Here is an 18,350-nt window from a genome sequence, read left to right as displayed (position 1 = left end):
GAGGCGGTCGTTGTGGGGGTGTGCGGCTATTTGCTGGCAACGGCGGTCGATTCGTTCGGATTCCAGCCGCCACCCAGCGCCTTGAATGCCGCCATTGCAGCGCGTGCCGATTCCGTTTGCGCCTGGGCGCGCGCATCGGATGCGCGCAACAGGCTTTCGTCGGCCTGCAGAACTTCAATGAGGCTGACGACGCCTTTCTGGTACGCAGCGAACGAGGCGTTGCGCGCGCGGCCCAGCGAATCCACGCCTTGCGCGAGCACGGCTGCCTGCTCTTCCCGCTTGACGAGGGCAGAAAAGGCGTCTTCCACGTCTTCCGTGGCCCGCAACGCGGCAAGCCGGTATGCGGCCAGCATCTCAGCCTCTTGCCCTTTGGCCTGATCGATCTGCGCGTTGATGCGCCCGAAGTCGAACAGGCGCCAGCGCAGGCCGAGCACGCCGGCAAACTGGCTGGCCCCGCCACCAAACAGGCTGCCCGCGCCCACGGATGTGGCGCTGCCCAGCAGGCCGCCCAGCGAGAACTTCGGGTAGTACTCCGCAATGGCGACGCCGATGCGTGCGTTGGAAGCCGCGAGGCGGCGCTCGGCGACGATGAGGTCGGGGCGCCGCCGCAACAGTTCGCCCGGCGATCCGCTGATCGAAATCCGTGGCGCGGCAGGGATGTCGCCGTCTTGCGCAAGCTCGGCCCGGTGTGTGCCCGGCAGTGAGCCCAGCATGACGTCGAGCGCGTTCATCGCCGCGTCGAGGCCCGTCTCAAGCTGCGGAATGGAAGCGCGCACCTGGGCAAGCGCCCCCTCGGCCTGCCTCACCTGGAGTTCTGCCGCCAGCCCCTTGCCGTACAGCAGGTTCACCGTGGAAAGCAGTTCCTGCTGCGTCTTTACCTGCTGACGCGCCACGCGCAGGCGTGTCTGCAAGCCGCGGACCGTGATGTAGATGTCAGCCGTCTGTGCGGCCACGGCCAACCGCGTGGCAACCGCGCCCGCCTGGGAGGCTTCGTAATCCGCCAGCGCGGCTTCCCGGCCACGGCGCAGGCCGCCGAACACATCCAGCTCCCAGCTGGCATTGGCGTCCGCTTCAAAGGCATTGCCATAGCGGTCGAAGCCGGGTCGGGAGTTCAAGACGCGGCCCAACGGAGTCTCGACGGACTGATAGGCGCGCGCCGCCTGGCCTGTGACGTTGCCCGAAGGCAGCAACGCGGCGTTGGCGGCACCAAGGCCTGCTCGAGCTTGCGTGACGCGGGCGAAGGCCTGGGCAAGGTCCAGGTTCTGTTCCAGCGCCAGCTGCACGAAGCGCGTCAGTTGCGGATCGCCAAAGCCTGCCCACCACGCCGACAGATCGGCTGCGGTGGTGGCGCTGCGCTGCTCCACGGCCGTCTGGCCAAGGAATGTGGCTGGAGCCGGCATCTCGGGCTTCACATAGTCCGGACCGACGGCACAACCCGCTGCCAGGCCGGCAACGATGAGTGCGGTAAGGGAGTGTTTTGGCAACATGGGCGGCTTCCATCGAAACTTTTGGTGACTATAGTACAAATTGGTCACAAGTTGTTCAATGATTGCGACTCGCGTAAGCTGACGCCCATGAAGACCACTCCTTACCCCGTTTCCGCCCGCGGTCCGGCGGATCACGACGTGCGGGACCAGATCGTCGCCGCTGCCACCGAACATTTCAGCCGCTACGGCTACGAGAAGACCGCCGTGTCCGATCTGGCCAAGGCCATCGGTTTTTCCAAGGCCTACATCTACAAGTTCTTTGAATCCAAACAGGCCATTGGCGAGATGATCTGCGCCAACTGCCTGCGCGAAATCGAGACCGACGTCAACGCGGCGCTGGCCGAGGCAGGCTCGCCGCCCGAGAAGCTGCGGCGGATGTTCAAAGCCTTGACGGAGGCCAGCCTGCGGCTGTTTTCCCATGACCGCAAACTGTATGAAATTGCCGCCTCGGCAGCGACCGAGCGCTGGCAGTCTGTGATCGCCTATGAAGGCCGTATCCAGACGTTGCTGCGCGATGTGCTGCAGGAGGGCCGCGAGACCGGAGACTTCGAGCGCAAGACGCCATTGGATGAAGCCACGGCAGCCATCTACCTGGTCATGCGCCCGTACATGAATCCGCTGCTGTTGCAGTACAGCTTTGACTACACCGAGACGGCGCCCGGCCTGCTCTCCAGTCTGGTGCTTCGGAGTCTTTCCCCGTGACGCACAGATTTTTTCTTTGTGACCATTGACTATTTTGGTCACTAGAACCAGAATGAAAGCCCAGATCATCTCGTCGATGGGGCTTTCATGTTTTCGCGTCGCTTTGTTACCTCTACCGTTGCTTTTGCGTTGCCCCTCGCGCTGAGTGCGTGCGGCGAAAAGGCCCCCGTCGACCCGCGCACCGAGGCGCCCTTGGTCCGTGCGGTGGTCGTTCAACCTGCGGTTTCCGCATCGCGTTCCTTCACGGGCGTCGTGGCTGCCAGGGTGCAGAGCGACCTCGGCTTTCGCGTGCCCGGAAAAGTGTTGGAGCGGCTGGTTGACGCAGGGCAGACCGTCAAGCGCGGGCAGCCGCTGATGCGGATCGATCCCGTCGATCTGAAGCTCGCCGCGCATGCGCAGCAGGAAACCGTGGCCGCCGCACGGGCACGCGCGCAGCAGACGGCCGAAGACGAGGCGCGCTACCGCGATCTGCGCGGCACCGGAGCCATTTCTGCCTCGGCCTACGACCAGGCCAAGGCTGCGGCGGACGCGGCCAAAGCGCAACTCAGCGCCGCAGAAGCGCAGGCGGATGTGGCGCGCAACGCGAGCCGCTACGCCGAGCTTGTCGCAGACGGCGACGGTGTGGTCATGGAAACGCTGGCCGAGCCCGGCCAGGTCGTCAACGCTGGGCAGGCTGTGGTGCGCCTCGCGCACGCGGGCCGACGCGAAGCCGTAGTCCAGCTGCCGGAAACCTTGCGGCCGGCGATTGGCTCGGTTGCACAGGCAACGCTTTTTGGCACCGAAAGCGCCGGCGTACCGGCCAAGCTGCGACAGCTTTCGGACGCGGCCGACCGGCTGACCCGCACCTTCGAAGCGCGTTATGTGCTGGACGGCGATCTGGCCAATGCGCCGCTCGGCGCCACCGTAACGATCCAGATTGCCGATCGGCTGGCCACTGCGCAAGGCGACGTGCAGGTGCCGCTCGGTGCGGTGTTCGACGCCGGCAAGGGTCCGGGCGTATGGGTCATCCAGGGTGAACCTGCCAAGGTGTCGTGGCGCTCCGTCACCATCGCGCAGGTTGGGGATGAGGGCGCGCACGTCGGCGGGCAGGTCAAGCAGGGCGACCGCATCGTCGCGCTCGGCGCACAACTGCTGCGTGAAGGGCAGCGGGTGCGCGTCGCGGGCCAGGATGCCGGCACTGCCATCGCGGGGGTGCGACTGTGAGCCAAGGCCGCTTCAACCTGTCTGCGCTCGCCGTACGCGAGCGCGCCGTCACGCTGTTCCTCATCTGCCTGATATCGGTGGCAGGTCTCATTTCGTTCTTCAAGCTGGGCCGTGCAGAAGACCCCGCTTTTACGGTCAAGGTGATGAACATCGTCACCGTGTGGCCAGGCGCCACCGCGCAGGAAATGCAGGACCAGGTGGCTGAGAAAATTGAAAAGCGCATGCAGGAGTTGCGCTGGTATGACCGCACGGAAACATACACGCGGCCAGGGCTGGCGTTCACCACGTTGACGTTGCTTGACAGCACGCCGCCGTCGGAAGTGCAGGAGGAGTTCTACCAGGCGCGCAAGAAAGTGGGCGACGAGGTGGGTAACCTGCCGTCGGGCGTGATCGGGCCGATCGTCAATGACGAATATTCGGACGTGACGTTTGCCTTGTTTGCACTCAAGGCGCAGGGCGAGCCACAACGTGCTCTCGTGCGCGATGCCGAGACGCTGCGCCAGCGCCTGCTGCACGTGCCGGGCGTGAAGAAGGTCAACATCATCGGCGAACAGGCGGAACGCATCTACGTCGAGTTCTCTCATGACCGGCTGGCGACGCTAGGGGTGAATCCACAAGACGTTTTTGCCGCGCTCAACACCCAGAATGCGCTGGCCGCTGCGGGCTCCGTGGAAACGAAGGGGCCACAGGTGTTCATTCGCCTGGATGGCGCGTTTGACGAGCTGCAGAAGATTCGCGATACGCCGGTGGTCTCGCAGGGGCGGACGCTGAAACTGTCCGACATTGCCACCGTCAGGCGCGGTTATGAGGATCCGGCCACCTTCATGGTGCGCAATGGTGGGCAGCCTGCCTTGCTGCTTGGCATCGTCATGCGCGAAGGCTGGAACGGCCTGGACCTGGGCAAGGCGCTCGACAAGGAAGTCGGCGCCATCAACGCGGACATGCCGCTCGGCATGAGCCTGACCAAGGTGACGGACCAGGCAGTCAACATCGCCGCCTCCGTCGACGAGTTCATGCTTAAGTTCTTTGCAGCGCTGCTCGTGGTCATGCTGGTGAGTTTTGTCAGCATGGGGTGGCGCGCCGGCCTGGTGGTGGCTGCGGCCGTGCCGCTGACGCTTGCCGTGGTGTTTGTTGTGATGGCCGCGACAGGCAAGAACTTCGACCGCATCACGCTGGGCTCGTTGATCCTCGCGCTCGGTCTGCTGGTGGACGACGCGATCATCGCCATCGAAATGATGGTGGTGAAGATGGAAGAGGGCTACAGCCGTGTGGCCGCATCGGCCTATGCGTGGAGCCACACTGCGGCGCCCATGTTGTCGGGCACGCTCGTGACGGCGGTCGGTTTCATGCCCAACGGTTTCGCGCGATCGACGGCCGGGGAGTACACCAGCAACATGTTCTGGATTGTCGGTATCGCACTGATTGCGTCGTGGGTGGTGGCGGTGGTGTTCACGCCCTACCTGGGCGTGAAGATGCTGCCCAACTTCCAGAGGGTCGAAGGCGGACACGATGCGATTTACGACACGCCGCGTTACAACCGTTTCCGCCGATTGCTCGGGCGCGTGATCGCGCGCAAATGGCTGGTCGCGGGCGCGGTGGTGGGCCTTTTCGCGCTGGCCATCGGGGGCATGGCGATCGTCAAGAAGCAGTTCTTTCCGATTTCGGATCGGCCGGAAGTGCTGGTCGAGGTGCAGATGCCTTATGGCACGTCGATCAACCAGACTGACGCGGCCACCGCCAAGCTCGAAGCGTGGCTGGCCAAGCAGAAGGAAGCCAAGATCGTGACGGCCTACATCGGTCAGGGCGCGCCGCGCTTCTATCTGGCGATGGGGCCGGAGTTGCCGGACCCGTCGTTCGCCAAGATCGTGATCCGCACCGATAGTCAGGAAGAGCGCGACGCGTTGAAGCAGCGGCTGCGTCAGGCCGTTGCAGATGGCCTTGCCCCAGGGGCGCGTGTGCGTGTCACGCAGCTCGTGTTCGGTCCGTATTCGCCGTTCCCCGTGGCCTATCGCGTCACTGGCCCGGATGCGGAAACGCTGCGCCGTATCGCTGCTGATGTGCAGCATGTCATGGACGCCAGCCCGATGATGCGCACGGTGAATACGGATTGGGGCACGCGCGTCCCCACGCTGCATTTCACCTTGCAGCAAGACCGCCTGCAAGCCGTGGGGCTGACATCGAGCGCTGTCGCCCAGCAACTGCAATTCCTGCTCAGCGGCATTCCGGTGACGGCCGTGCGCGAAGACATCCGTACGGTACAGGTGACCGCGCGCTCAGCCGGCAACGTGCGACTGGACCCGGCCAGGATCGGCGACTTTACGCTGGCTGGCGCCAACGGGCAGCGCATTCCGCTCTCGCAAGTCGGCAAGATCGAAGTGCGCATGGAGGAGCCCATCATGCGCCGGCGCGACCGCATGCCGACCATCACGGTGCGCGGCGATATTGCCGATGGGCTGCAACCGCCCGACGTGTCGACGGCCATCAGCAAGCAGCTTGCCCCGATCATCGAGAAACTGCCGAGCGGATACCGCATTGAGCAAGCCGGTTCCATCGAAGAGTCGGGCAAGGCGACGAAGGCCATGCTGCCGCTGTTCCCGATCATGTTGGCGGTCACACTGCTGATCCTCATCTTCCAGGTCCGGTCCATCCCGGCCATGGTCATGGTGTTCCTGACCAGCCCCTTGGGCCTTATTGGCGTGGTGCCCACGCTGATTCTGTTCGGGCAGCCATTTGGCATCAACGCGCTGGTCGGTTTGATTGCGTTGTCGGGCATCCTGATGCGCAACACGCTCATCCTCATCGGGCAGATTCAGCACAACAAGGACGAAGGGCTTGATCCGTTCCGGGCTGTGGTGGAAGCCACGGTGCAGCGTGCGCGGCCGGTGATTCTGACGGCGCTGGCGGCCATCCTGGCCTTCATTCCCCTGACGCATTCGGTGTTCTGGGGCGCGCTCGCCTATACGCTGATCGGCGGGACGTTCGCCGGGACGATCCTGACCCTGGTGTTTCTGCCGGCGATGTACTCCATCTGGTTCAAGATCCGGCCCGCCCACGCTGCCCATGTGCAGCCTCCGCTGCAAGAGACCGCGCAAGGCGCAGCACAGCTGCTCCCTGAATAGCGTTTTAGTCGCCTGCCCGCGTTACCTCCGTTCTCTCTCGACCCTCGGGCAGGCGTTTTTTCTTTTCTCATCGGGCGTCACGCTCGCGCAGGGCCGCCAACATGGCATTGACGAAATGTCAGTAATTGACGTATCGTCAATGCCATGAAGCCCATCGAAGAAAACCGCCTTCTGCTGCGCGAAGGCCGCAAGATCGTCGAGGCGCTGGGCAAGACGCTGGCGCCGCTGGTGGAAGTCGTCCTGCACGACCTGACCGATCCCGATCATGCCGTCGTCGCCATCGCCAACAACCTGTCCGGCCGCCAGGTTGGCGACGCCGTGACGGAGCTGGGCCTTGCGCGCCTGGCCGACCCCGACTTCCCGGAAGTCATCGAAAACTACGCCAACCGGTTTCCCGACGGGCGCCCCGCCAAGAGCACATCGATCGGGCTGAAGAACAGCCGCGGCGATTACGTGGCGGCTATCTGCCTGAACATGGATGTATCGATGCTCGGCGCCATGACGTCGAGCCTCACGCAGCTGATGCGCATCGACGTTGCTGCGCCGCCGGTGCCCGAGTCGCTCGCATCGCGCCGCGTGGAAGACGTGCGCATCGCGCTCGAACAATTTGCTGCCGCACGCAACACCACGCCCATGGCCATGACGCTCGACCAGCGCCGAGAGGCCATGCGCGAACTGGCCGCCAGCGGCCTGCTGAACTTGCGTCGCGCACTGACCGAAGTCGCGCAAACGCTGGGCGTGGCGCGCTCCACCGTCTACACCTACCTTCCAGAGGACCTCGCATGAGCCTGCCCATTTCCTACGACGACGTTGTTGCCGCCCACGCCCGCCTGCACGGCGTTGCCCACAAGACGCCCGTGCTGACGTCGGTCACCGCCAACGCCATGACGGGCGCCGAGCTGTTCTTCAAGGCCGAGAGCTTCCAGCGCATGGGGGCGTTCAAGTTTCGTGGGGCGTACAACGCGCTGTCGCAATTCACGCCGGAGCAGCGCAAGGCGGGCGTGATCACGTTTTCGTCGGGCAACCACGCGCAGGCGATTGCGCTGTCGGCCCGGCTGCTCGGCATGCGCGCCGTCATCGTCATGCCGAAGGACGCGCCCGTCGTGAAGGTGGAGGCCACGCGCGGCTACGGCGGCGAGGTGGTGTTCTTCGACCGCTACACCGAAGACCGCGAAGCCATTGGCCGCAAGCTGGCCGAAGAACATGGCCTTACGCTGATCCCGCCGTACGACCATCCGCACGTGATGGCCGGGCAGGGCACGGCGGCCAAGGAGTTGATCGAAGAGATCGGCCCGCTCGATGTACTGCTGGCCCCGCTGGGCGGCGGCGGTTTGCTCTCCGGCTGCGCCACGGCGGCGCGCGCGCTGAACCCGGCTTGCAAGATCTTCGGCGTGGAACCCGAGGCCGGCAACGACGGCCAGCAGAGCTTCCGCACGGGCCAGATCGTCCACATCGATACACCCAAGACGCTGGCCGACGGCGCGCAGACGCAGCATCTGGGCAACCACACGTTTGCCGTGATTCGCGAGCTGGTCGACGACATCGTGACGGTGAGCGATGCAGAACTCGTCAGCGCCATGCAGTTCTTCGCCTCGCGCATGAAGGCGGTGGTCGAGCCCACCGGCTGCCTGGCTGCCGCTGCCGCGCTGAACGGCAAGGTCGACGTGCGCGGCAAGCGCGTCGGCGTGATCCTGTCGGGCGGCAATGTGGATCTGCAACTCTTCGCCAAGCTGGTGCTGGGCGCGGAGGCAGCGAAATGAGCGGCGCACGCTACCTGGACGCGCCGCAACTGCGCCCGCCTGCGGGGCATTACTCGCACGCGGTGTGCGCCAATGGCTTCGTGTTCGTCGCCGGACAGATTCCCGTGACGCCTACCGGCGAAAAGCTCGTCGATGCGCCGTTCGAGACCCAGGTGCGGCAGGTGCTGTCGAACCTCGACGCCGTGCTTGCCGCCGCGGGCACGGACCGCTCGCGTCTGGTGCAGGTGCGTGTGTACGTGACCGACATGGAAACGCACTGGCCCGCGTTCGATGCGCTCTATCGCGAGTGGATCGGCGACCTGCGCCCGGCGCGCGCGGTGGTGCCGGTGCCGACGCTGCACTACGGGCTGGCCGTCGAGATCGAGGCAACGGCCATGGCGGGGTGACGCAAACGCTTGCCGTTGACGTGCGTCAGGTGGGAAGGGTTCGTGCGAGTTGATCTCCGGCGGTTTGCCGGCCATTGTTACAAAATGGCGGGCGTACCTGCCGAGGCATTGGCTTTGGCCTTGGCCCGCCCATGACAGATCAGACGCGTCCTTCGCCACACATGACCCTTCAAAAAACGCGGCAACTCACGCAGGAAGACGTTCCGGTCGGTCAACCGCTGCCGTTTCCGCTGGCGGACAGCGTGGGTCGGCTTCTGTTGCCTGCCGGTGCCGTCGTGCCCGATGCCGAAGACGTCCGCCTGCTGTTCCATCACGGCCCGGTGCTGGCGCTGGCAGACGGCGATGACGTTGCCGCTGCGCCTGCCGCCGCGCCCGCAGAAGCGCCGCCCCGGCTCGGGTCGGCCGGCCTGACGGTGGGCACCGTATTGCAGGTGCAGGAGAAGTCCGCGCCGCTGCGTGGCCTCCTTCCGTGCCGCCTGATCGGCTATATCGAAGGCGAGGCGCTGTTTGTCACGCAACCGGCCGACGCCAAACGCACGCTGCGGCCGGAGCCCCGAGACGTGCTCATCCTGCGCGGTTTCTCTGGCCGCGCCGTGTTCACGATGATGTGCAGCGTGGTGTCGGTGGGGCAGTTTCCCTCGCCGTATCTGGTCTTGTCTGCGCCAATCAAGATGCAGAAGATGCCGTTGCGCCGTGCCAAGCGCGTGCAGGTTCGGATCGGGGCGCGCGTGCGTGCGCAGGGGCAGGCCGCGTCGGCTGCGGATCGCGTCGCGGTGATCCGCGACATCTGCCTGAACGGTGCGCTGGTGCAGAGCGCCAATCCTGCGTTCCAGCCCGGCGACAGACTCGCCCTGGATTTCAACGCCTACGTGGACGGCCAGCTGGAGACCTTTGCCCTGACCGGGCGGGTGGCAAGCGGCTCGCCGGCGCTGGGCGCCACCGCATCTGCGTTCCCTTCGTTTGGCGTGGAATTCACGCTGTCGAAAGAGCAGACAGCCCAGCTCTCGCATCTGATCATCGAGCGGCTGGACGAGAACGCATGAGCGCCTAGCCCGCCAGCATCGTCTCCAGCAGCCAGGCGCCGGCCTGGCCGAGTGTGCGATTGCGTGACCATACGGCGTCAACCGGCACGAGGCGCGGCCAGCCCCGCGCACGCACTTCATGCAACCGGTCTGCCGCGAAGTGGTCCACCAGCCAGCGCGGCAACTCCGTCCATCCGAAGCCCAGCACGGCCATCTCCAGCAGCATCAGGTAGCTCGGCGCAGACCAGCGACGCAGGCTGCGCACGGGCACCGCGTCGGTGCGAGGCCCCGTCGGGTCGACGAAGGTGTTCAGCCGTAGCTCTCGCGCCTCGCGCAGTATGGCGTGCGGCACTTCCTCGTCGCCGTATCGGGCGAGTGGGTGCTGCAGCCCGACGAACAGTCCGATCTCCGATTGCTCTGCAATGGTCGCCCAGCCGACATCGGCCGGATAGGCGGCCTGCGCGGCCACCAAACCGATCTGCGCACGGCCCAGCTGGATGATGTCAACCACGTCTTCGTGTTCGGCGATCAGGCATTCGAGTTCAAGGTCGGGGTAGCGCTGTTCAAGTGTGGCCAGCGTTTGCTCGTAGCGATCGGATTGGTAGGTGTCCGACACGACGAGCGTCAGGCGCGCTTCCAGACCGCCGGCCATTTGGGCGGCCAGGCGGTCCATCTGCGCGCTGGCGTCGAGCACGCGGCGCACTTGAGTGAGCATCGCGTGGCCCGCTTCGGTCAACGTGGGCTGACGCGTGCTGCGGTCGAACAGTGTCAGCCCGAGGTCGATTTCAAGATTGGCGATCGCCTCGCTGATCGTGGATTGTCGCTTGCCCAATTTACGGGCTGCGGCGGAAAAGGAACCCAGCGTAGCGGCCTCGGCAAAGGCCAGTAAAGCTTCAGGTGAATGACGCATTCGACACTCCGGACGGCGGTGTGCCGGTCAATATATCGGAAAAACCGATAGTAATGAACTGGATCACGCGGCTCATACCGATGAAAATGACCCTCGTTCTTTGGAGGTATATGCAATGCAAGTCATACAAAAAACGCCAGCCGAGCGCCTCGTACATGCGCTGACGTTCGAGTTGGTTGCCATGCTGATCTGCGCCCCGCTGTTTAGCTGGCTGATGGATTTGCCGTTGGCCGAAATGGGCGTGATGACACTCATGTTTGCGGCAGTGGCGATGGTGTGGAACATGGTGTTCAACGCCATCTTCGAGCGCGTGGAGCGTCGCTACAGGCTCTCGCGCACCGTGGTCCTGCGGGTGGTGCATGCCTGCCTGTTCGAGGGCGGGTTGGTCTTGATGCTCGTGCCGCTGGCCGCCTGGTGGCTCGACGTGGGTCTGTGGGAAGCGTTCGTGCTCGACATCGGCATCATGCTGCTTTTCCTGCCGTACACGTTCTTCTTCAACCTTGCGTACGACCATCTGCGCGCACGCTGGGTGTCGCGCCGCGCGCTGGCCTGATCCACCATGGGCTTAGGGCAAAAGGGCCAGTGCGGGAGGTGACACGCTTCCTATAATGAAGTCCCTTTCGAAACGGGCGCCGCGGCCGCAAGCCGCTGCGCCCGTATTGCCTTCATGCTGCGTCTTTCTGTTACGTCATCCCATGCCTCGGCAACCGTGCTGCGCCAGTGCTACGTCGCTGCCTGCGCGGGCGATGCTGCGGGCGTGATGAATGTGCTGCGCGATGCGTGCGGCGCGAACCATGCTGCGGCCATGATCCGGTGGCGCGTCGATGGACGCTGGCACTGGGTGGCGTCGCGCGGCGCACGCGCGGCAGACATGTTGCTGCGTGCCGTGCGAGGTGATGGTGTTGACGTGTGGCCGATGGCCGACGCTGAAGTGCGCGGCGCGGTATGGCTCGATTACCGCAGGGCGGGCGTGCCGCCCATGCAGCATGGCGCGGCGCCACAAGCGTTACTGCCGCACTTTGCGCAGGCGCTGCCGTTGTGCTGGCAACGCGTTGCAGCGCGCGCGGGCATCTCGCCTGCGCAGCCGGCCAGCCTGTGGCTGACCGATGCGTTTCACCTGACGCGCCGCGAAGCCGATGTGGCGGACTTGCTCGCAAGCGGCTCCGACCCAGCCTGCATTGCCCGCACGCTGGGCATTTCACTCGACACGGTGCGCACGCACCTCAAGCACGTCTACCGCAAGACCAACACGCACAGCCAGTGCGATGTCGTGCGGTTGATGCTCGCGTTGTCGGCGCGCCGGTAGGTTTTTGCGCGCCTGTGTCAGGCCGCGGCCATCTTTGGCGGCGCCACGGCAGGGGTGCCGTCCTGGAAGAGGGTCTGCAATTGCGCCCGCAATTCGGGCGAATCGGTGTGCTTGTGCACGGAAACGGCGTGCTGCACGGCCGCCTCCAGCAGTTCGGCATCGCTGTCGGCGCTGATGGCGACCGAGCAGTTGGTCTCGCTGGGGAAGGCGCGGCAATCGATGTAGCGGCGGCCCATGGCGGTGCTCCTGGAATGACGAATGACGACGGCGCGACGCGGTAAACGACCGGTCGCGTGTCTCTTCGTTATAGGGGTGCCAGGGGAGCGCGGCGTCCCCTGTATGGGGTAGGACGCTGTCTGTGCGACGCCGCGTCAGTCCAGGAAAACGTACTGCGCCAGGTAGGGGCTGCGGCCTTCCTGGCCTTCTTCCGTGCAGGGTAGTGCCGGCGCGATGCCGCCATGGGTCTGGAGCCGCTGCACGTATCGCACACCACTCAAGAGCCCCGCGCCGCCGGCATGGGTGGCTTGCAGCAACAGTAGCGGAATGGCGCCGGCTTCCGCGGTGTTGGGGGTCTGCTGCAAGACTTTTCCGGTGATCTTGCTGCCGTCAGAAGCTTCCCAGCTGGGGCCCGCACCGTGTTTGACGACGAGCTTCCCGCTCGCGTCGTAAAGCTCCGCCAGCGGCGCCTTGAAGACCCACGCCAGAGGCTTATCGCCGTCGCGCTTGCAAACGTAGATCTGCACCCCCGTGGCCGATAGCGTGGCGACGGTGTGGTGAGACTCGGCCGGTTGCAGCGCCGCGGGGGCGGTTTGCGCCGTCACCGTCTGCGAGACCGCCATGGCCAACGCAAGCAAGAGGGCAGATGAGACTGCGGAGCGCGAGGTACGGGGCAGGTTCGGCATGAGTTTCCTTGTGCAGGTGGAAAGATCGTTCATGGAGCCACCTTCGCCCCACGCTCCTCCAGCAACGCGCGCAGCACCGACCGATGGCAATGCGCCTCGTCTTCGCAATAGCAGCCGACCGACAGGTTGGTCTGGTGCGATAGCGCGGCCAGCATGTCGAGCAGACGCGCTGCATTGCCGTCGCGCATTTCGGTGCGGAAGTGGCGCACGAAGGTTTGCCAGGCTTTTTCATCGTGCTGGGATTGCGCGGCCTGGGCTTGCTTGACGAGTTCGGGCGTGGGCGAAAGCAGCGGCATCCACACGTCATAGAAATCGCGGCTGGCGAATTCTTCCTTGGGCACGCCGCGCGGCGGGCGCCGCACAGTGCCGATGCGCAAGCCTTCGTCGGGGTGACGCGGCTCGCCGAGCCGGACGATGCGTAGTGCCATGGAATGTCTCCGTGTGGATGCTGCGCGCGGCCTGCTTACGAACCCTGCCGGCTCTGCACCGTCGGAAAGAACAGATCCTTCCACGACGCCGGCTTGTTCTTGAGCGTGCCCACGCGCTGCATGAACTCAGCATAGTGTGCGACGCCCACCGGCGTGGTCGTGAAGCGCGAATCCGGATCATCGAGAATCTTCTTCACCTCTTCCGGCGAACTCTTCACCTTCGACTGGGCGATGTAGATCTGCGCCGCCTTGGTCTTGTCCTTGGCGATGAATGCGTTGGCTTCGTCCAGCGCCGCCACGAATGCCGCCGACAGCTTCGGGTTGGCCTCGTAGAACTTCTTGCTCGTGTAGGTCATGTCCAGCGTGATGTTGCCGAGCACGTCGACCGTGTTGAACACGCGGTGCAGGCCGGGGGCTGCCGCCTCGGTGTACGAGAACGGCGGCGAGGCCATGTGGCTGTTGATCTGGCTGCCGCCGGCCAGCATCACGGCGGTGGCGTCGGGGTGCGGCAGCGGCACGGTGATTGGGTCGAGCTTGTTGAACTGCTTGTCGCCGAAGGTCTTGGCGGCGGCCATTTGCAGCACCACGGCGGGCAGCGAGGTCTTGATGCCGGGCACGGCGATGCGGTCCTTGTCGGAGAAATCCGCCAGCGTTTTGACGTTGGGGTTGCGCGTCATCAGGTACATCGACGACGAGCTGAGCGACGACAGGCCGCGCACTTCCATCGCGCTGCCGCGGGTTTTGTCCCACAGCGTGAGGAAGCCGGGCACGCCCAACGAGGCGATGTCGAGCGCGCCGGAGAGCATGGCGTCGTTGATGACGTTGCCGCCGTCGAGGATGCGGTAGCTGACCTTTACGTCGCCCAGGCCGGCGGCCTTGGCTTGCTTCTCGAGCAGGTGCTCGCTGGCCATGACCATGATGGGCAGGTAGAGGATGCCGTAGCCGTGGGAGATGCGGACTTCGGTGGCTTCTGCGTGGGCGGTGGTGATGGCGCCGGCCAGGAGCGATGTGGCCAGCGTGGCGGCGACTGTCAGGCGGAGGATGGTGCGGCGGGGGTGCTGCATGTGTTGTCTCCTTGTTGTTGTCGATATGGTTGTTTGTTGGTGGTGCATCCCTTGTTTCACCCCCTGCTGGGGGCGACTTACTTTCTTTGTCTTGCCAAAGAAAGTAAGCAAAGAAATGCGCGCCCGATGCGGCGAAAGACTCCTTGAATTTCTGTGACCGTGCGGAGAAGGAGGCAAACTCGCTTCGCTCAAACAGGCCTCCTTCTTTTTTCCGCCCGCTCACAAAAATTCAAGGCGCCGCATAGGGCAGGGTACGGCCAAACCGTCTGGGGGCGACCGTATGCGCCTGGACGGTTTCGGTAGTCGCGCGGGCTCCCTTAGTTCTGCATGCCCCAGCGTTTGACGGTGCGGGCTTCCAGCGTGCGGAATACTAGGTTCTCTACCAGCAGGCCGATGATGATCACCGTCAGCAGGCCGGCAAAGACTTCCGGAATCTGCAGCTGATTCTTGTTTTCGTAGATGTACCAGCCCAGGCCGCCCTGGCCGGAGCTGACGCCAAACACCAGTTCGGATGCGATCAACGTGCGCCATGCGAAGGCCCAGCCGATCTTCAGGCCGGTGAGGATGGAGGGGAACGCGGCCGGGATGAGGATCTTGGTCAGGTATCCCATGCCGGAGAGCCCGTAGTTGCGGCCCACCATGCGCAGCGTGTTCGATACCGACAGGAAACCGGCATGCGTGTTGAGCGACACCGCCCACACCACCGAATGCACGATCACGAAGATCAGGCTGCCGTTGCCGAGGCCGAACCACACGAGTGCGATCGGCAGCAGCGCAATGGCCGGCAGCGGGTTGAACATGGCGGTGAGCGTTTCCAGGAAGTCCTGCCCGAGCCGGTTGCTGATGCCCAGCACGACCAGCGCGCAGGACAACGCCAAGCCGAGCGCGTAGCCTGCCAGCAGCGTTTGCATCGACGTGCCGATGCGAGCGAACAGCGTGCCGCTCGCTAACCCAGCCCACAAAGCCTGCACCGTGTCAGAGAAGGTGGGCAGCAGAAGCGGGTTGTCGAGCCAGCGCGCACCGCCTTCCCATACGAGTGCGAGCACGACGAGGATGACGAGCTTGCGCAGCCATGCCTGTTCGTACAAACGCTCGGCAATGGAGAGCGGTTTTTCCACCACGCCGATGCGCTCGAACGCCACGGGCGTGCTGTAGACGGGCGCGCGGTTGCTGATGTCGGTGGCGGCTGGCATGGAAAGCGTTTCAGTCTGCATGGGTTTCCTCCACTGCGCGGGCGAACAGCATGTCGTGGATCTCGGCTTCGAGCGCTTTGAAGCGCTCCGGGTCATCATCGCCGCGCGCGAGGCTCGGCAGCTCTGCGCGGACCTGGCCCGGATGCGGCGACAGGATCAGGATGCGGCTGCCGCAGCGGATCGCCTCCGGAATCGAGTGCGTGACGAACAGCACGGTGAAGCGCGTTTCGTCCCATAACTGCAGCAGCTCGTCCTGCATCTTGCGGCGCGTGAGCGCGTCGAGCGCGGCGAACGGCTCGTCCATCAGCAGCACGTCGGGCTCCATCGCCATGCCGCGCGCAATGGCCACGCGTTGCTTCATCCCGCCTGACAGCATGTGCGGGTGATGGTCGGCAAACTTGGTGAGGTTGACCTTGTTGATGTAGTGCAGCGCGCGTTCTTCGGCTTCACGCGCACCCAGCTTGCCCGTGGAGAGCAGCGGGAACAGCACGTTCTCTTTCACCGTCTTCCACGGCAGGAGCTGGTCGAACTCCTGGAACACCATCATGCGATCCGGCCCGGGCTTGGTCACGGGTTGGCCCTTCAGGCGGATCTCGCCCTCGGTGGGCGTGAGGTAGCCGCCGATGGCCTTGAGCAATGTCGATTTACCGCAGCCCGACGGCCCGAGCAGGATGTAGCGCTCGCCGGGATAGACCTGGAAGTCGACGCGGTACGTGGCCGTCACCAGATGCTGGCGTGTCTTGTACTGCAGCGTGACGCCGCGCACGTCCAGCAGCGGCGGCGCGGTCGGTGAGTTGGCCTGCATGGTTGTCTCCTGTGTGTGTTTTTGTCGGATTGGGTTGCAGCGTATGCGGCGCTACCGGATATCCACGTGGTAGCGGAAGTGCGCCGCCGCGCCGCGGGAGCGCCGCCATTCAAGCGGCACCCGGTCGTAGCCGCGCGCAACGCGTTCGATGACCATCACCGGATCGCCGGCCTGGATGCGCAACAGCCGCGCATACGTTGCGTTGACGGCTTCGGCGGTGAGCGTTTCCTCAGCGCTGGCAATGATCTGCCCGCAGTGCGATTCGTACAGCGGATACAGCAGGTCGCCAAACGCCTCAAGTTCCAACGTGGCGAGCGGCGCAAAGCGGTCGTACGGCAACCAGATTTCTTCGGCCAGCATGGGGGCGCCATCCAGCAGACGCAGTCGGGTCAGGCGAATGACGGGGGCGCCCGTTTCAATCTGCAGGCCCGCAGCGGGGGCAGACGGCGCATCCAGCACATCGCGCTTGAGGATGCGGCTCTCAGGAATGCGCCGCTCGCCGCTTTCACTCTGGAAGCGGAAGAACCGGAACAAGGAGCTGGCAAAGCTGGCGCGCCGCACGAAGGTGCCCCGGCCCTGGAAGCGTTCGAGCAGGCCTTCGGCCACCAAGACATCGACCGCTTTGCGGACCGTGCCGACCGCCACGTTGTACGTCTTGGCCAGCTCGGCCTCCGTGGGGATGGCGTCGCCCGGGCGCCAGTGCTGCTGGGCGATCTGCGCGGCCAGATCGTCGCGCAATTGCTGATAGCGGGGCAGGCGGAGATCGGCGGGCATGGGTATCAAAAGTGGTCAACTATTCATCTATATGACTCGTCATTGTAGGGAGCTTGAGGGCCGCCGGCATTAGAGGAAAACCCGTGGCCTGGGCCGGGATGTGGGGCGCAGCGCGCAACCGATATGGATGCGCGAAAAGCTTCGTTGTCGTGCGGGATGGCCTATCCAATACTAGGCTCCGCCCATGCTGTGGGCGCTTGCAGACACTCCACCTTTGCGGAACGCCTGATGTCATCCAATGCCTTCTCTCTCACGTCGCGCCGCCGGGCGTTGAAACACCTTGCAACGCTTGCCGCGTTGGGCAGCGCCGGGCTGGGCCTGACAGCCTGTTCGCGCAGCGATGGTCAGCAGAACGCCAAGGCGGGCAGTGGCCCGGCCGTCATCAAGAAAGCCGGCGACAAGGTGAGTTTCAAATATCCGGACAACCCGGCCTTCGACCTGATCTACCTGGCCGACCAGCTCGGCTACTTCGACGGCACCAACACGCGGCCGAACTACATCGGCAAGGTGGCGGCGCCGCAGATCATTCCGCTGGTCGGTACGGGCGAGATCGACTTCGGCTCGCGCATGGTGCCCCTGGTCATCTCGGCCTATGCCAGCGGCGCCGATATCAAGGTGGTGGCCGCCGGCGGCAAGACGCTGGAAGAAGCGCCCCACATGAAGTATTTCGTGCGCAAGGATTCCGGGATTCGCCAGCCGAAAGACCTGGAAGGCAAGACGGTCGGTTTCAACAGTTTCGGCGCGTGCGCCGAGTTTGTGACCAAGACGTTCCTGCGGCAGAAGGGCGTGGACGTCAACAAGATCAATTTCGTGGTGATTCCCGATGACCAGGCCGAGCAGACACTGGCCACAGGCAACACCGATCTGGCGATCATCCATGCGCCATTCTCGGGCCGCGCCGATCATGCGCAGAACCTCGTGCGCCTGTGGAGCGACTACGACCTCGACGGCGGCCTGGGCGGCATGGCGCCGTACAGCGCGCACGGCAAGTTCATCCGGGAACAGCCCGAAGCAGTGCGCGACGTGGTGACGGCGCTGGCCAAGGCGGGCAACTGGGTCAACGCCAACCCGGAGGATGCGCGCAAGCTGGTCTCGCAGCGCATCAAGCTCGATCTGCAGTTTGTCGATCGCTATGCGTATGTGGACGATCTGGTGATCACCGAGCCGCCCATTCAGTACTACATCGACGTGCTCGAACGCGAGGGCAAGCTTGCGAAGGGCAAGGTGGCCGCGCGCGATATCTACACCAACGAGTTCAACCCGTACGTCAAGGCTTGAAGGGCACGACG

Annotated in this window: 19 protein-coding genes; 10 read left to right on the top strand and 9 right to left on the bottom strand. The window is 64.6% G+C overall.

Going from position 1 to position 18,350, the window contains the following annotated elements:
- Positions 1-26: 26 nt before the first annotated feature.
- Entirely contained in the window at positions 27-1,487 is a 1,461-nt protein-coding gene (locus N511_RS0111200) for an efflux transporter outer membrane subunit (protein ID WP_027679369.1), read from the bottom strand.
- Between the two features lie 87 nt (positions 1,488-1,574).
- On the opposite strand from N511_RS0111200, the gene N511_RS0111195 reads away from it, so the two are divergent.
- From N511_RS0111195 to N511_RS0111165, 7 genes are all read left to right on the top strand, one after another.
- Positions 1,575-2,189 carry a TetR/AcrR family transcriptional regulator gene (locus N511_RS0111195; RefSeq protein ID WP_027679368.1) on the top strand — a complete coding sequence of 205 codons (615 nt, stop codon included), beginning with the start codon at positions 1,575-1,577 and terminating at the stop codon, positions 2,187-2,189.
- 87 nt (positions 2,190-2,276) lie between these two features.
- Positions 2,277-3,392, top strand: a complete 1,116-nt coding sequence (locus N511_RS0111190; protein WP_027679367.1) for an efflux RND transporter periplasmic adaptor subunit — start codon at positions 2,277-2,279, stop codon at positions 3,390-3,392.
- The gene (locus N511_RS0111185; RefSeq protein WP_027679366.1) at positions 3,389-6,511 is read left to right on the top strand and encodes an efflux RND transporter permease subunit; all 3,123 of its coding nucleotides are present in this window, start codon (positions 3,389-3,391) and stop codon (positions 6,509-6,511) included. Before N511_RS0111190 ends, N511_RS0111185 begins: the two co-directional genes overlap by 4 nt.
- 144 nt (positions 6,512-6,655) lie before the next feature.
- Entirely contained in the window at positions 6,656-7,297 is a 642-nt protein-coding gene (locus tag N511_RS0111180) for a helix-turn-helix transcriptional regulator (protein WP_027679365.1), read from the top strand.
- Positions 7,294-8,271 (top strand): threo-3-hydroxy-L-aspartate ammonia-lyase, encoded by a 978-nt coding sequence (locus tag N511_RS0111175; protein ID WP_027679364.1) that lies wholly within the window; start codon positions 7,294-7,296, stop codon positions 8,269-8,271. Before N511_RS0111180 ends, N511_RS0111175 begins: the two co-directional genes overlap by 4 nt.
- A complete protein-coding gene (locus N511_RS0111170) occupies positions 8,268-8,657 on the top strand; it encodes a RidA family protein (protein WP_027679363.1) in 390 nt (129 codons plus the stop codon). Before N511_RS0111175 ends, N511_RS0111170 begins: the two co-directional genes overlap by 4 nt.
- Before the next feature lie 161 nt (positions 8,658-8,818).
- Complete coding sequence (locus N511_RS0111165; RefSeq protein ID WP_027679362.1) at positions 8,819-9,700, top strand: flagellar brake protein; 882 nt, start codon at positions 8,819-8,821, stop codon at positions 9,698-9,700.
- A 4-nt stretch (positions 9,701-9,704) separates the two neighbouring features.
- On the opposite strand, the gene N511_RS0111160 is transcribed toward N511_RS0111165, so the two are convergent.
- Entirely contained in the window at positions 9,705-10,589 is an 885-nt protein-coding gene (locus tag N511_RS0111160; protein WP_027679361.1) for a LysR family transcriptional regulator, read from the bottom strand.
- Positions 10,590-10,704: 115 nt separating this feature from the next.
- On the opposite strand from N511_RS0111160, the gene N511_RS0111155 reads away from it, so the two are divergent.
- Both N511_RS0111155 and N511_RS0111150 read left to right on the top strand, forming a co-directional pair.
- A complete protein-coding gene (locus N511_RS0111155; protein ID WP_027679360.1) occupies positions 10,705-11,142 on the top strand; it encodes a multidrug/biocide efflux PACE transporter in 438 nt (145 codons plus the stop codon).
- Between the two features lie 114 nt (positions 11,143-11,256).
- On the top strand, positions 11,257-11,895 hold the full coding sequence (locus N511_RS0111150) for a helix-turn-helix transcriptional regulator (protein WP_027679359.1): 639 nt from the start codon (positions 11,257-11,259) through the stop codon (positions 11,893-11,895).
- A gap of 17 nt (positions 11,896-11,912) precedes the next feature.
- On the opposite strand, the gene N511_RS0111145 is transcribed toward N511_RS0111150, so the two are convergent.
- The 7 genes from N511_RS0111145 to N511_RS0111115 form a co-directional block, all read right to left on the bottom strand.
- Entirely contained in the window at positions 11,913-12,131 is a 219-nt protein-coding gene (locus tag N511_RS0111145; RefSeq protein ID WP_024978360.1) for a DUF1059 domain-containing protein, read from the bottom strand.
- A 135-nt stretch (positions 12,132-12,266) separates the two neighbouring features.
- A complete protein-coding gene (locus N511_RS0111140; protein WP_027679358.1) occupies positions 12,267-12,797 on the bottom strand; it encodes a DUF3455 domain-containing protein in 531 nt (176 codons plus the stop codon).
- Positions 12,798-12,826: 29 nt separating this feature from the next.
- Entirely contained in the window at positions 12,827-13,225 is a 399-nt protein-coding gene (locus N511_RS0111135; protein ID WP_027679357.1) for a DUF488 domain-containing protein, read from the bottom strand.
- A gap of 35 nt (positions 13,226-13,260) precedes the next feature.
- Positions 13,261-14,289, bottom strand: coding sequence for an ABC transporter substrate-binding protein (locus tag N511_RS0111130; RefSeq protein WP_027679356.1), 1,029 nt, complete (start codon positions 14,287-14,289; stop codon positions 13,261-13,263).
- Between the two features lie 317 nt (positions 14,290-14,606).
- Entirely contained in the window at positions 14,607-15,503 is an 897-nt protein-coding gene (locus N511_RS0111125) for an ABC transporter permease (RefSeq protein ID WP_027679355.1), read from the bottom strand.
- Complete coding sequence (locus N511_RS0111120; protein WP_012430126.1) at positions 15,493-16,287, bottom strand: ABC transporter ATP-binding protein; 795 nt, start codon at positions 16,285-16,287, stop codon at positions 15,493-15,495. The genes N511_RS0111125 and N511_RS0111120 overlap by 11 nt, the downstream gene beginning before the upstream one ends.
- A 51-nt stretch (positions 16,288-16,338) precedes the next feature.
- Positions 16,339-17,061: a GntR family transcriptional regulator gene (locus tag N511_RS0111115; RefSeq protein WP_027679354.1), complete on the bottom strand. Its 723-nt coding sequence runs from the start codon at positions 17,059-17,061 to the stop codon at positions 16,339-16,341.
- Between the two features lie 228 nt (positions 17,062-17,289).
- Between N511_RS0111115 and N511_RS0111110 the strand changes: the two genes are divergently transcribed.
- Positions 17,290-18,339 (top strand): ABC transporter substrate-binding protein, encoded by a 1,050-nt coding sequence (locus N511_RS0111110; RefSeq protein ID WP_027679353.1) that lies wholly within the window; start codon positions 17,290-17,292, stop codon positions 18,337-18,339.
- Positions 18,340-18,350: the final 11 nt, after the last annotated feature.

This window comes from Ralstonia sp. UNC404CL21Col (assembly GCF_000620465.1).
Lineage (GTDB): Bacteria > Pseudomonadota > Gammaproteobacteria > Burkholderiales > Burkholderiaceae > Ralstonia > Ralstonia flatus.
Note: the sequence above shows the minus strand (reverse complement) of the source record. Positions and strands in the feature narration are given on the sequence as shown.

What these genes read in the sequence shown, in the direction of transcription:
- N511_RS0111200 (WP_027679369.1), bottom strand. Translation starts at nt 1,487, where the DNA reads ATGTTGCCAAAACACTCCCTTACCGCACTCATCGTTGCCGGCCTGGCA.
- N511_RS0111195 (WP_027679368.1), top strand. Translation starts at nt 1,575, where the DNA reads ATGAAGACCACTCCTTACCCCGTTTCCGCCCGCGGTCCGGCGGATCAC.
- N511_RS0111190 (WP_027679367.1), top strand. Translation starts at nt 2,277, where the DNA reads ATGTTTTCGCGTCGCTTTGTTACCTCTACCGTTGCTTTTGCGTTGCCC.
- N511_RS0111180 (WP_027679365.1), top strand. Translation starts at nt 6,656, where the DNA reads ATGAAGCCCATCGAAGAAAACCGCCTTCTGCTGCGCGAAGGCCGCAAG.
- N511_RS0111175 (WP_027679364.1), top strand. Translation starts at nt 7,294, where the DNA reads ATGAGCCTGCCCATTTCCTACGACGACGTTGTTGCCGCCCACGCCCGC.
- N511_RS0111170 (WP_027679363.1), top strand. Translation starts at nt 8,268, where the DNA reads ATGAGCGGCGCACGCTACCTGGACGCGCCGCAACTGCGCCCGCCTGCG.
- N511_RS0111165 (WP_027679362.1), top strand. Translation starts at nt 8,819, where the DNA reads ATGACCCTTCAAAAAACGCGGCAACTCACGCAGGAAGACGTTCCGGTC.
- N511_RS0111160 (WP_027679361.1), bottom strand. Translation starts at nt 10,589, where the DNA reads ATGCGTCATTCACCTGAAGCTTTACTGGCCTTTGCCGAGGCCGCTACG.
- N511_RS0111155 (WP_027679360.1), top strand. Translation starts at nt 10,705, where the DNA reads ATGCAAGTCATACAAAAAACGCCAGCCGAGCGCCTCGTACATGCGCTG.
- N511_RS0111150 (WP_027679359.1), top strand. Translation starts at nt 11,257, where the DNA reads ATGCTGCGTCTTTCTGTTACGTCATCCCATGCCTCGGCAACCGTGCTG.
- N511_RS0111145 (WP_024978360.1), bottom strand. Translation starts at nt 12,131, where the DNA reads ATGGGCCGCCGCTACATCGATTGCCGCGCCTTCCCCAGCGAGACCAAC.
- N511_RS0111140 (WP_027679358.1), bottom strand. Translation starts at nt 12,797, where the DNA reads ATGCCGAACCTGCCCCGTACCTCGCGCTCCGCAGTCTCATCTGCCCTC.
- N511_RS0111135 (WP_027679357.1), bottom strand. Translation starts at nt 13,225, where the DNA reads ATGGCACTACGCATCGTCCGGCTCGGCGAGCCGCGTCACCCCGACGAA.
- N511_RS0111130 (WP_027679356.1), bottom strand. Translation starts at nt 14,289, where the DNA reads ATGCAGCACCCCCGCCGCACCATCCTCCGCCTGACAGTCGCCGCCACG.
- N511_RS0111125 (WP_027679355.1), bottom strand. Translation starts at nt 15,503, where the DNA reads ATGCAGACTGAAACGCTTTCCATGCCAGCCGCCACCGACATCAGCAAC.
- N511_RS0111120 (WP_012430126.1), bottom strand. Translation starts at nt 16,287, where the DNA reads ATGCAGGCCAACTCACCGACCGCGCCGCCGCTGCTGGACGTGCGCGGC.
- N511_RS0111115 (WP_027679354.1), bottom strand. Translation starts at nt 17,061, where the DNA reads ATGCCCGCCGATCTCCGCCTGCCCCGCTATCAGCAATTGCGCGACGAT.
- N511_RS0111110 (WP_027679353.1), top strand. Translation starts at nt 17,290, where the DNA reads ATGTCATCCAATGCCTTCTCTCTCACGTCGCGCCGCCGGGCGTTGAAA.